Origin of the sequence: Blautia sp. AM23-13AC (assembly GCF_003435675.1) — a bacterium.
Lineage (GTDB): Bacteria > Bacillota > Clostridia > Lachnospirales > Lachnospiraceae > Fusicatenibacter > Fusicatenibacter saccharivorans.
On record NZ_QTUL01000017.1, the window covers coordinates 52,592 to 66,074 of the forward strand.

The window sequence follows — 13,483 nt, forward strand, 5'->3', positions numbered from 1 at the left end:
GAATCAAAAAACAAAGAGTAAAGGGGATTTTTACAAATGGGAACAACAGAAACGAAAAAAATGAGAGTCGGCGTTGTCGGCTGCGGAGCGATCAGTGATATTTATCTGACGAACATGATTCATAACTTTGAGAATCTTGAGGTAGCAGCATGCTGCGCAGGCCATCTTGAACATGCGAAAAAGAAAGCAGAGCAGTATGGCATCAAGGGCTGTACCTACGAGGAAATTCTGGCAGACCCGTCGATTGAAATGGTAGTCATTCTGACACCGGCACCGACCCACGAGGGGCTGATCCGTCAGGCACTGGAAGCCGGAAAACACGTTTACACTGAAAAAACAATGACCCTCGCACCGGAAACGGCAGCGAAACTGATCGAGCTGGCAGAGGAGAAACATCTCTATCTCGGTTCCGCACCGGACACCTTCCTTGGATCGGCACTGCAGACCGCAAGAAAAGCGATCGACGACGGGCTGATCGGCGAGGTGACATCTTTCGAAGCATGCGCAAACCGCGATCTTGATTTGCTGGCGAGCATCTTCCGTTTTCTGCGGATGCCGGGCGGCGGTATCTGCTACGATTTCGGTGTTTATTATCTGACCGCCATCGTCAGCCTTTTCGGCCCGGTGGACCGTGTCGTTTCCTCCGTGCGCAACCTTGCGCCGAAGCGCGTCAATGTCGTCCCGGACAGCCCGGAATACGGCCAGGAATTTGACTACAGCAACGAGAGCCAGGCTTTCACGATTCTGGAAATGAAAAACGGCGTGACCGGCACATTCTGTGTCAATGGCGACAGCACCATCAACGATCAGGCGGTATTCACAATTTACGGCAAAAAAGGTATTTTAAAGCTGGTGGACCCGAACAATTTCGGCGGCGATATCGTCTACATTCCGGGCGTGAAGGACTGGACACAGCAGGCAGTTCCGGAAGTGCTGGATTATGGCTTTGCCTACAGCGAAAACAGCCGCGGCCTCGGTCCGTCCGAGATGGCAGAAGCAATTGCAGAGGGCAGACTAAACCGTGCGAATGCCAAAATGGCATACCATGTACTGGATGTGATTGATCAGATTATGAAGAGCGCAAAATCGGGCGCATTTGAGAAGGTTCCGTCCACCTGCGAGAGACCGGCGGCACTGCCGGTACCGGAAAAAGAGCAGTAAAAATAAGGAGTATTTATGGAAATATATAAATTACAGCAATTGCTGTCGGAAATGTCTTTACAGGAAAAAATAGGACAAATGGTACAGCTGACCGGTGCATATTTTGATAAGGATGCGGTACTGACCGGTGTTGTCGGAGAACAATTACCGCCGGAATGGATAATCCGGTATGCGGGTTCTGTGCTGGGGGTGATTGGCAAAGAAAAAATATATGACATTCAGAGCAAATATATGGAACAACACCCACATCATATTCCTCTTATCTTTATGGCGGATGTGATCCATGGATGCCGGACAATTTTTCCGATTCCGTTGGGACAGGCCTGTTCCTTTCATCCGGAGCTGGTTTCCGAGGCTGCGTCGATAGTTGCCTCGGAAGCCTCTTCTGAAGGGCTTAAAGCAACATTTTCTCCTATGATTGATGTTTCAAGAGATCCGCGTTGGGGAAGAATGATGGAGTCTTTTGGAGAAGACCCGTATATGAACGGAATCATGGGAAAAGCAATGGTAGATGGCTATCAGCAGAAAAGCGATCAGGGAGTAGCAGCGTGCCTGAAGCATTTTGCAGGTTACGGAGCAGTGAATGCAGGGCGGGAATACAATGATGTTGAAATATCCCAACGGACATTTCTGGAGCAGTACGTAAAGCCTTTTTGTATGGCATTAAAGGCAAAGCCTGCTATGGTTATGACTGCATTTCATGCAATAGATAGAAAACCGATCAGTGGAAATAAAAAACTTCTCAGGGAGTTTTTGCGGGATAAAGAAGGTTTTGAGGGAACTGTTATTTCAGACTGGGGATCGATCGGACAGCTGGTGGAACAGGGAGTGGCAGCTGATCTGGAAGAAGCTGCGGTTCAGGCTGCAGAAGCCGGTGTGGATATTGATATGATGAGTCCTGCTTATATGTTTTGGCTGGAAAAACTGGTGGAAAACGGACAGATTCCGGAAGCCCTTATTGATGAGAGTGCATTCCGGGTTCTGATGATGAAAAACCAGCTGGGTCTTTTTGAAGATCCGTTTGCAGGACTTGGGAAGAGTGAAAAACTCACCCCGTATTACCGGGCAAAAGCATATGAACTGACCAGCGAAAGCTGCGTCCTTTTAAAAAATGAAAAAATATTGCCTCTGTGCCAGAAACAGAGGGTGATATGGGCCGGACCTTATGTGACATCAAAAGAATTTTTGAGTCGCTGGTCAATTTTTGGTGAACACGAGGCAGTTGAGACCATAGAGGATATTCTTCAAAAGAAGCAGATAAAGGCGGAATGTATGCCGGGCTGCAGAATGCTTTCGGATGAAGAGTGTAAGATATGGCAGGTGGAACCGGAGCGGTTTGATGAGCCAGGGAATGAACGGTGGCTGGAAACGATAACCGGGGAGGATACTGTTGTATGTGTGTTGGGGGAACATGAGTCTCAGTCGGGAGAAGCGGCCAGCAGAGCGTTTCTGACCCTGCCGGAAGAACAGCAGCTGTTTTTTGAAAAAATAGCAAAGCGCACCAGAAATATTGTAACTGTGGTAATCACAGGAAGACCGCTGGATCTGCGAAGAATATCCGAAAAATCCAGGGCTGTTATTATGGCATGGAGACCCGGAACTATGGGAGCGGAAGCAGTGGTAGACATTGTATACGGAAGAACCAATCCTTCCGGAAAACTGGCTGTAAGTATCCCATGGTGTGTGGGACAGGTGCCGGTGAGCTACTGGGATATAAAAACAGGACATATTTATGATGCCGATCATCCGGAGAACCGTTTCAGCAGCAGATATATGGACATTCCCAATACTCCGTTATATCCGTTTGGCTTTGGACTGTCTTATACAGAATTTAATATTTCGGATATTGAGGTACAGGCAGGACCGGATAAAAGAGTTCATGTACATTGTAAGGTAAGTAATACAGGTAAGGTTGCGGGGGCAGAGGTAGTGCAATGTTATTATGAAACGTTATGTTCATCTGTAGTACGTCCGAGAAAAGAGCTTGTTCGCTTTCAGAGGGTATTCCTGGAACCGGGGGAAAAGAAAACGGTAGATTTCTCTATAGATCGGGAAGAATTTTCTTATTACGATGAAAATATGGAAATCGTCTGCAGCCAGATGAAGCTTCGCATTAGCATTGGAAACAGCAGTGATCATGAATGGGGAAATAGTGTTATATTTGTTTAGCGGGGAGGACACGGCTGGAATGTGTGGAGGCCATGCCGAATTCATAGCCTATTTCTGATAGGATTGCAGGTACATCTGACGGAAGTCGGTAGGGCTTACATTTTTTGATTTCAAAAAGACTCTGTTAAACGTAGAAATACTGTTAAAACCGGATTCGAGCGACACTTCGGTGATCGTGAGATCCGGTTTTTTTAACAGGTTTTCGGCGATATGGAGCCGTTCCCTGGTGACGAAATCCGTGAAGGAGAGGCCGGTGTATGCGCGGAACAGCTTGGAAAAATGGCAGCGGGAGAATCCGGCGACTTTTGATGCTTCTTCCAGGGAAACCGGTTCGGTGCAGTGACTTGAGATCCAGGTACATGCAGCAACCATCTGGCGGTGTACCTGTGCGGAATGGCCTGTTTTTTGCGGTGCGGCAGTTTCGGTCGGCACGGAGAGATTTTCGCCGAGCAGAATAAAAAACTGATATAGCAGAACGCATCCGCGCAGTTCGGAAAAACTGATACCGGAGAGGGAGAGCCTGCGCAGCTCTGTCAGAAATCCGCGAAGCTTTTCGATTTCCGGGAAGTTGTTCTGATTCAGAAGACGGATCTGATAAAAAAGATAAGCAACAGACTGGAAATCCACGCGTTTTTCCAGAAAATCTGCATCGAGCTGAAGCATGATCAGGCGATGTTCTTTGTTGGTTGTGGAAACAGCGTGCAGCTCGCCGGGCCAGATAAAAAGAAGATCACCGGGCTTTAGCGGAAAGGTTTCTCCATTTACTTCATAGATAATGCCGTTATCCTGTGCAAGCACAATTTCGATATAGTGATGCCAGTGCAGACCGAAATAGGCGGGGACATGCGAAATAGAGATATCGTAAACATAGCTGTTAGCAAAATGATTGTTTTCGAAAAAAGAAGTCGAATCGTTTTTCATGGCAAAAGAATCCTCCGTATCTGATAAACGGTATTATACAACAGAAGAGAGAAAAAATATAGAAAAAATCGAAACATCTGGGCAATGATCGGCAATATATAAGTAGTGTTTTACGAGGATCTGTATTATGGTTAAGATATGAAAATTGTGAAGAACGGCAGAAATCGGAAAAAGAGTGATGTGATTTTGGCGAAAATTCACAATAAAAGTTTATGAAAAGTGAAGAAGTGAGAGGTAAGCGAAAAATGCAGATTTATGTAGATGGAAATGCTGTGCGAAGCGGAAATGGGCAGAAGGAATATCCATTTCAGACGATTTCCGAGGCGGCAAAAATTGCAATGCCCGGCGACGAGGTGCTTGTAGCGCCTGGCGTATATCGGGAATATGTAGATCCGGCGAATGCGGGATGTGAGGATGCAAGAATTGTGTACCGTTCTGTGGAACCGGGAAAAGCTGTGATTACCGGTGCGGAAATTGTGGATAACTGGGAGCATTTGGAAGGTGATGTGTGGACAGCGCGCGTTTCGAACGGATTGTTTGGGGATTACAATCCATATACGACACTGGTCAGCGGTGACTGGTTTATCGCATCCTACACGGCACACACCGGAGAAGTGTATCTGAATGGAAAATCTATGTATGAGGTGACAAGTCTGGATCAGGTGAAAAAGCCGGAGATCTATAAAAAATCCTGGGATCAGGCATTCACGGTTTACACCTGGTATGTGGAGCAGGACGAAGAGAAGAATGAGACCGTTTTCTATGTGAATTTCCAGGGGAAAAACCCGAATGAGGAAACGGTGGAAATTAATGTGCGCGAGAATTGCTTTTATCCATCGAAGGAGGGCATTGGTTATATCACGCTGTCCGGCTTTGTTGTAAAACAGGCGGCAACCCAGTGGGCTCCGCCGACGGCATATCAGGAAGGAATGGTCGGCCCGCACTGGTCAAAGGGATGGATCATCGAGGATTGTGAGATTTCAGATTCGAAGTGCTCGGGCATTTCACTTGGAAAATACAGACAGCCGAACAATGACAATAAATGGCTCAAATGGAAATTCAAAGATGGCACACAGACGGAGCGTGACTGTATCTGCCAGGCGCAGCGGGAGGGATGGACAAAGGAAAACATCGGAAGCCACATCATCCGCCGGTGCAACATCCATGACTGTGGACAGACGGGTATTGTAGGCCACTTAGGTGGTGTGTTCTCGATCATTGAGGATAACCACATTCACCATATCAATAATAAACAGAACCTTGCGGGTGCGGAGATCGGCGGCATCAAGATGCATGCAGCAATCGATGTGATCATTCGAAGAAACCATTTCCATCACTGTACGAGAGGCCTCTGGCTCGACTGGCAGGCACAGGGCACACGTGTTACGCAGAACCTGTTCCATGACAATACGCTGCCGAACGAGGAAAATGCAAATCCAGAAGGTATGGACGGTATCGGCGAGGATATCTTTATTGAAATTTCCCACGGACCGACACTGGTGGACAATAACGTACTGCTTTCGGACCGCGCGATGAAGCTGGCAACGCAGGGTGTTGCGGTAGTACATAACCTGATCGCGGGATCGTTTACTGCTGTCGGCCGCGGTGTCAACAATGGCTCCGAAAAGCTGCCGTCGCCACGCTACACACCGTACCATGTGCCGCATCGCACGGAGATCAACGGATTTATGACGGTTCTTCACGGTGACTGCCGGTTCTACAATAATATCTTCATCCAGAAGCCGGTTCGTGCGGGAATGGAAGAAATCCGTAAACTGACCGGAGATAATGAGTGGGATGACGGAAATCTGACAGCAGGAACCGCACCGTACAGCGGATATCCGACATTGGAGGAGTACGTGGCAAGATTTGAGGGCTATTGCGGAATGGGCTCCGGAAAGTCACCGGATCTGTATTACGAGAAGCTGCCGGTATGGCTTGGCGGCAACGTTTACTTCAATGGGGCGAAGCCGGCAGAGCAGGAACAGGACGCTGTAGTGGATACCGAGCATGAAATCACCATCGGTGTAAAAGAAGAGAACGGAAAATGGAAACTGGAGACCAATGTTTACGATTATCTGCCGCAGAATGCCTGTGCAGTGATCTCAACGGAGACGCTTGGCATGGCATTTGAGCCGGAACAGAAATATGAGAATCCGGATGGAACGCCGATCGTGTTCCGATATGACTACTTCGGAAACCGTCAGGGCATTCATCCGCTGCCGGGCCCGTTTGCATCAAAAGAGGCTGCGGAAGAAGCATTATCATAAAGAAGTTCTATAGACCCGCAAAAAAATAGCGTAAAAAATTCAGCGCCGCAGAGAGTGAATGATTGCGTCACAGCCTTTTTTGCAGTGTTTTCAGGTTTTACTATAACAAAAAGGAGTATAGAAAAATGATTTACTATGTCAATAATTCCGCTCCGAAGAATGGAAACGGAACAAAAGAGATGCCGTTCAAGTTCATCAACGATGCGGCAAAAATTGCAAAGGCAGGAGATGAAGTCCTGGTTGCACCTGGTATTTACCATGAATATGTTGATCCGGTCAACGGAGGAACCGAGGATGCAAGAATCGTCTATAAGAGTGAGAAGCCGCTCGGCGCAAAGATCACCGGTGCGGAAACGATGAATGACTGGGAGCATTACAAAGATAATGTGTGGGTATGCCGTGTAGACAACGGAGTGTTTGGCAATTATAACCCATACACGACAATGGTCGGCGGTGACTGGTATTTTGCACCGGTGGTACGCCATACCGGCGCGGTTTATCTGAAAGACCGCCAGTTATACGAGGCAGAGACGCTCGAGGAGTGTATCAAGGGCGAGGTTTATGCGCCGTCCTGGGAGCCGGAGTGGTCGGTTTACAAATGGTATACCGAGCAGGACAAAGAGAAAAATCAGACGGTCATCTACGCAAACTTCCAGGGTAAAAACCCGACGGAGGAAAAAGTAGAAATCAACGTGCGCCGGAACTGCTTTATGCCGTCGAAAACAGGCGTAAATTACATTACGTTCAGTGGATTTGATGTCAGCAAGGCGGCAACGACATGGGCGCCGCCGGCTGCTTATCAGGACGGTATGATCGGTCCGCACTGGTCGAAGGGATGGATTATTGAGGACTGTGAGGTCAGCAACAGCAAGTGCTGCGGTATTTCGCTCGGAAAATATTACGATCCGGAGAACGACCATTACTTTACCAGAAAACACGTAAAAAGCCCGACCCAGATGGAGCGTGATGCTGTGTGCCGCGGCCAGTATCACGGCTGGACGAAGGAGAACATCGGAAGCCATATTATCCGCCGCTGCCACATCCATCACTGTGAGCAGACCGGTATTGTCGGACGGATGGGCGGTGTGTTCAGTATCATTGAGGACAACCACATTCACAACATCAACAATATGCAGCAGCTTGGCGGAGCCGAGATTTCCGGTATCAAGATGCATGCAGCGATCGATGTTGTGATGAGAAGAAATCATATTCATCATTGTACGATGGGCATCTGGTGCGACTGGGAGGCACAGGGAACACGCCTGACCCAGAACCTGCTGCACGACAACTGCCCGCCGGAGGGAACACCAAAGGCAGAGGGCGCCATGATGAGTCAGGATATTTTCATCGAGGTTGGCCATGGTCCGACCCTGATCGATAACAATATTATGCTCTCACCGGTCAGCGTTCGTATGGCGACCGATGGTATTGCCTGCGTACACAATCTGATGCTTGGCTCATTAACTGCAGTTGGCGGCGGAACAGGAGACCGTTACACGCCGTATCACATCCGTCACCGTACCGAGGTTGCCGGATTCATGACATTCCTGCATGGCGATGACCGGTTCTACAACAACATCTTTATCCAGAATTACCCGGTTGAGGAAACAGAAACGGTTGAGGACATGGGCTTCAAGATGGAGGATAACCAGGAGGTCGGAACGCATGTGTTCGACGAGTATCCGACCTATGACGAGTGGATCAGCCACTTTGAGCTGGATAAACCGGCCGACATGAGCAAGCTGGAGCCGTATCACAACAAGTGCCATCTGCCGGTTTGGGTAAACGGAAACGCTTACTTTAACGGAGCAAAGGCGTGTGTGAATGAAAAAGAGAATCTTATGGATAACGAGAACCAGGTTAAGGTGGAACTTGTGGAAAAAGACGGCCACTATTCCATCAAGACGAACGTGTATGAGTTCCTGAAGGATTTCCGGACGGGAATTATCAACAGTGATATTTTAGGATACGCCTTCGAGCCGGAGCAGAGATTCGAAGATCCGGACGGAAGCACGATTATCTTCGATCAGGACTATCTTGGCGAGCACCGCGGCGTGGCAGCAATGCCGGGACCGTTTGCGGATGGAGCTGAGGCAGAGAAGATTCTGTGGTAGAAAAAATCAGAACTTACCGGTTGATATGAAAAAAACAGGGCGCTGTGCAGGAAATGGCACAGCGCCCTGTTTTGGTAAAAGGAAAGTCAGGATGCCTTTGCAGAATCTTTTGCCGTCGGCATTTTCTCGTATAAGATTTTCAGCATAATCGGTGTTGCAATACTCGAGAAGAGAATCAGCAGAATCACGGCACTGAAGAAATCGCCGGATAAAAAGCCTGCATTCAGACCCTTTTGCGCGACGATCAGACAGACTTCACCGCGGGTCATCATACCGACACCGATTTTCAGGCTGTCGCCCCAGGTAAAGCCGCATCCCTTTGACATCAGGCCACAGCCGATGATTTTTGCGACAAGGCCGACGATGACGAAACAGATGGCAAAGAGTACGAATTTCTCGTTCATGCCGCTGAGCGTTGTTTTAAGACCGATACTTGCAAAGAAAATCGGTCCGAAAATCATATAGGAGCTGATATCCATTTTTTCTTCGATGTAATCGGAAGAATCGAGGGAACACAGGATAACGCCCGCAACGTATGCACCAGTAATATCGGCGATGCCGAAGTATTTTTCGGAAATGTAGGACAGTCCGAAGCAGAGTGCAAGACCCAGAATCGGGAGACGGCGGGTGTGCGGAAATACGGAGTTCATGCGGTTGAACAGCTTAAAGCAGAGAAAACCGAGCACAATCGCAAGGGCAAAAAACAGAATGGTGGAGGCTGCTACTTTCAGCGGATTGGATGTCGGATCTTTAAAACCGATGACAACAGTCAGCACAATGATACCAATGACATCATCAATGATAGCTGCGTTTAAGACGGTTGTTCCAACCTCTGTTTTCAGTTTGCCGAGTTCTTTTAAGGCCTGTACGGTGATGCTGACCGATGTTGCAGTCAGAATAACACCGATAAAAACAGCGTGGTAAAATTCTTCCGTTCCGACAGCAGAGAAGCCATAAAAGCTCATGTATAAGACGGCTCCAAGAACCAGAGGAACAAAAACACCGGCACAGGCGATCAGCAGGGATTTCACTCCGGTGCGGAGCAGATCCTTCAGGCTGGTGCCAAGACCTGCGGAGAACATCAGCAAAATGACACCGATCTCCGCCATTTGTGCGAGAAAGTCAGATTGCTGAACGAGTCCCAGCACACTGGGTCCAAGGACAATACCGGCAATCAGTTCGCCCACAACCTGCGGAGCCTTGCATTTTCTGGCAAGAATACCAAACAATTTTGCGAATACGATAATGATTGCCAGGTCTTTTAAAATGACATACGTATCCATGAAAAAGATACCCCCTTTTATGAAGTTTATGTATGTGTCGGCAGCTTGAAAGAGCAATGCCGGAGTTTGATACGCATACATTTTCAGTATAGCAAAAATTGAGAAAAAATACTATCGGCAAGAAAGAAAAAATAAAGTAAAACGGAAAAAGAGATATAGAAAAGAGCATGTAGATATAGTATGATCAAAGCAGCAAATAAATTTTACATGGAGTTCAAAAAGCGGGATCAAAAAAACGAAAGGGGAAATAAAAAATGAGAGTTGGGAACGTGAAAGAAATTGTATTTTCCAAAGATCCAAAACAGATGAACTGGCTGCGGGAGGATTTCCCATACGCCGAGGTAAAATGCCCGCCGGAGTTTTCGGCTGAGGTGCAGAATGAAAAAGACGGAGATGTGCTGACAACGAAGATTGTGGTTTCTTACAACGGTGCGCATCCGTATTTTACAAATGCCGGAAGTATTGGGGTTTCATTTCCGTTGCAGGACCGCTACACGGACAGTGTGACCTGCCGTGACTATCGGTGCCATGCACATGTTTTCTGTGGGGAGAATACCAGTTATATTATGGCGCTCCGCATGGGTGGTGCGGCTCCGCATCTGGGAATGGTGCTCACAAAAGGCAGTCTTTCTGCTTACAGTATTGAGCGCGATCTGAAACTGCAGAGCAATGACAGAGGCTGCTTCTGGCTGCATCCGTCTGCACAGGAGTTTGCGCCGGGAGACACGATGACGCTGGAGTGGAAAGTATTTCCGCATCAGGGACGCGAAGATTTCCGGGAGAAATTAAGAGCATTTTCCCAGGTGATTCTGGTGGATGCTGAGCAGTATGTGATTTATCCGGGAGAGACGAGTAAGGTAACCATTGAGCCGACATTTCCAGCGGAAAAAGTGACGATAAACGGAGCACCGCTGGAAAAGACGGAAAATGGTGTTTATGAATATCTGTTTGAAAATGAAAAAACAGGGGAGTATGTACTTTCAATTTGTGCCGACGAGGTGAAAACCACCTGCCGTCTTCTCGTGCAGGAGCGGCCGGAAACACTGGCTGCAAAACGGTGTGCGTTTATTGTTGATCACCAGCAGTATCATGGAAAGATCAAAGAACTGCAGGGCGCATATCTGCCGTATGATAATGAAGAAAAAATTCTCGTCTGCACGCCGGAAAACGATTTCAATGCCGGACGGGAGCGTACCGGTATGGGTGTGCTGATTGCACGGGCACTGCAGCAGAATCTTTTAAAAGACCGGGAAAAAGCGGAACAGAGTCTTCGTGAGTACCATGCATTCTATCTTCGCGAGCTGGTAAATGCATCAACTGGACTTGTATGCAACTGCTCAGGAAAAGACAACAGCTATTTTCGGCTTTACAACTACCCATGGGCAGTGACATTCTTTCTTGAATGCTGGAAGCTGTGGGGAGAAAAAGAAGATCTGAAGACAGCAGTTCATATCACAGAGAAATTTTATGAACAGGATGGATTCCGTTTTTATCCGATTGAAATGCCGATTGTGATGCTCTGTCATGAGTTGGAAAAAGCAGGAGAACAGAAGGATCTGAAAACAGTAAAAGATCTGTTTCGATGTCATGCTGATCAACTGATTGAGATTGGAACGGCTTATCCGGCTTCGGAAGTAAATTACGAGCAATCGATCGTACAGCCGGCGGCCGAAGTCATTCTTCAGGTTTACGAAGTGACAGGGGAAGAAAAATACCTGCGCGGAGCGGAGCAGCAGATCGCCGTCCTCGAACTCTTCGACGGCCAGCAGCCGGACTACCATCTGCATGAAACTGCAATCCGCCACTGGGACGGCTACTGGTTCGGAAAACGCAGAGTCTTCGGAGACACTTTCCCGCACTACTGGAGTGCAGAAAACGGTCGAACCTTCAAGCACTACGCTCGCCTGACCGGAAACGAAGAATATAATATTCGCGGTGAGCATTCCCTGCGTGGCGTGCTGTCCATGTTCTTTGAGGATGGAACAGCGACCTGTGCGTACCTGTATCCGTATTCCGTCAACGGCCAGAAAACCGATTTTGCTGATCCGTATGCCAATGACCAGGATTGGGGATTGTGCATGAATCTGGAATAAAGAATGACCAGAACCTTCAAACTGAAATCATACAGAGTGATTCAGTTTGGAGGTTTTTTGGATTTGCAGAAGATGGATTCCGGCATGGTGTAAGAATAATGATATGATTTTCCTCAATGATGATGTAATAAAACCAGAACCAGACAAAGGATTTGTGAAAATCAAAAGGGTATGGAAACAATCCATACTCTATTTTTTCTTTTAAAAAGAGAAATAAAAAACGTTGACGAAAAAAAAGAAATTTGATAAACTGGAAAAATAAAAGGGAGTAGCTAGCCAACCGTGTTCACTTCTTCGTCAGTACAGCTATTGATATTCAATAACTCGGAAAGTGATTAAATAGCGAGACTTTTACTGTAGATGCAGTAGGAGTCTCTTTTTTTATGCCTATAACACCTGCTGCAAAGAATGCAAAAGAAAGAGAGGAAGATACGTATGATGTTACAGGCAGGGATTTTGATAGTGGGTTTCCTTTTTCTGGTAAAAGGAGCAGACTGGTTTGTGGAAGGGTCTGCAAGCATAGCAAGAAAGTTTGGAATTCCCCAGCTGATTATCGGACTTACCATTGTTGCAATGGGAACGAGTATGCCGGAGGCTGCTGTAAGTATTACCGCAGCGATGCAGCAGAACGCAGGAATTACGATAGGAAATGTGGTTGGAAGCAATATTTTGAATATTTTTATTATTCTCGGACTTACGGCATTAATAACAAATGTGGCAATACAAAGGTCTACCTTGTTTTATGAAATACCGTTTATGATGTTTGTTACGGTAGTTTTAATGATATGCGGAATGACAGGAGGAAAAGTAACGTTTGCCGAGGGCATAGTCTTATGGGTACTGTTTCTTGTATATCTTGGCTATTTGTTTGTAATGTCGAAAAAAGGGGAAAATCCGGAAGAGGAGGAAGCGAAAAATTATCCTGTCTGGAAATGTCTTCTTTTGATGGTGGCAGGCGGCGTCCTGGTTGTAAAAGGAAGTGATTTTGCCGTCAGCGGGGCAACCGAGATTGCCCGATACTTTGGAATGAGTGAGCGTTTTATCGGATTGACGATAGTTGCTCTCGGAACATCTCTTCCAGAGCTGGTAACATCTGTGACAGCGGCAAAAAGAGGAAATGCAGGGATTGCAATCGGAAATATTGTCGGAAGCAATATTTTTAATATTTTATTTGTAATTGGAACAGCCGCACTGATCTGTCCTGTGCCATTTGAAACTAAATTTATTGTAGACACAGGAATCGCAATTCTGGCAGGTCTGGTTTTATGGATTGGGACGTACAAGAACAGGGAATTACGGAAAATGTGTGGTGTCGTTATGCTTTTATGCTATGCAGGATATTTTGCGTATTTATGTGTGGTATAAAATGAACCATTTTTGATGAAACCAGTATTTAGGCACCGACCATTTGGCCGGTGCTTTTGAAAACTGCGCGTCGCATTCTCGTTACTTCAGCCTGCAAATAAAAAGTC

General features: G+C 47.1%; 8 protein-coding genes. 6 read left to right on the forward strand and 2 right to left on the reverse strand.

Translation table 11 applies throughout. The annotated features are described in order from the left end of the window. The first annotated feature begins 36 nt into the window (after positions 1-36). Both DW642_RS14470 and DW642_RS14475 read left to right on the forward strand, forming a co-directional pair. The gene (locus DW642_RS14470; protein ID WP_117510713.1) at positions 37-1,161 is read left to right on the forward strand and encodes a Gfo/Idh/MocA family protein; all 1,125 of its coding nucleotides are present in this window, start codon (positions 37-39) and stop codon (positions 1,159-1,161) included. Positions 1,162-1,176: 15 nt separating this feature from the next. Then, the gene (locus DW642_RS14475; RefSeq protein ID WP_117510715.1) at positions 1,177-3,330 is read left to right on the forward strand and encodes a glycoside hydrolase family 3 N-terminal domain-containing protein; all 2,154 of its coding nucleotides are present in this window, start codon (positions 1,177-1,179) and stop codon (positions 3,328-3,330) included. Positions 3,331-3,378: 48 nt separating this feature from the next. Here DW642_RS14475 and DW642_RS14480 read toward each other — a convergent pair whose 3' ends face one another. After that, entirely contained in the window at positions 3,379-4,251 is an 873-nt protein-coding gene (locus tag DW642_RS14480) for an AraC family transcriptional regulator (protein ID WP_117510717.1), read from the reverse strand. Between the two features lie 245 nt (positions 4,252-4,496). On the opposite strand from DW642_RS14480, the gene DW642_RS14485 reads away from it, so the two are divergent. Together DW642_RS14485 and DW642_RS14490 are read left to right on the forward strand one after the other, a co-directional pair. Then, positions 4,497-6,521 carry a right-handed parallel beta-helix repeat-containing protein gene (locus DW642_RS14485; protein WP_117510719.1) on the forward strand — a complete coding sequence of 675 codons (2,025 nt, stop codon included), beginning with the start codon at positions 4,497-4,499 and terminating at the stop codon, positions 6,519-6,521. A 125-nt stretch (positions 6,522-6,646) separates the two neighbouring features. Further along, positions 6,647-8,635 (forward strand): right-handed parallel beta-helix repeat-containing protein, encoded by a 1,989-nt coding sequence (locus DW642_RS14490; protein ID WP_117510721.1) that lies wholly within the window; start codon positions 6,647-6,649, stop codon positions 8,633-8,635. 86 nt (positions 8,636-8,721) lie between these two features. Here the strand turns inward: DW642_RS14490 and DW642_RS14495 are convergent, their stop codons facing one another. Then, positions 8,722-9,918 (reverse strand): cation:proton antiporter, encoded by a 1,197-nt coding sequence (locus DW642_RS14495; RefSeq protein WP_117510723.1) that lies wholly within the window; start codon positions 9,916-9,918, stop codon positions 8,722-8,724. Positions 9,919-10,172: 254 nt separating this feature from the next. Between DW642_RS14495 and DW642_RS14500 the strand changes: the two genes are divergently transcribed. Further along, positions 10,173-12,011 (forward strand): six-hairpin glycosidase, encoded by a 1,839-nt coding sequence (locus DW642_RS14500; RefSeq protein ID WP_117510725.1) that lies wholly within the window; start codon positions 10,173-10,175, stop codon positions 12,009-12,011. A 435-nt stretch (positions 12,012-12,446) separates the two neighbouring features. After that, on the forward strand, positions 12,447-13,376 hold the full coding sequence (locus DW642_RS14505) for a calcium/sodium antiporter (protein ID WP_117510727.1): 930 nt from the start codon (positions 12,447-12,449) through the stop codon (positions 13,374-13,376). The last annotated feature ends 107 nt before the right edge of the window (positions 13,377-13,483 follow it).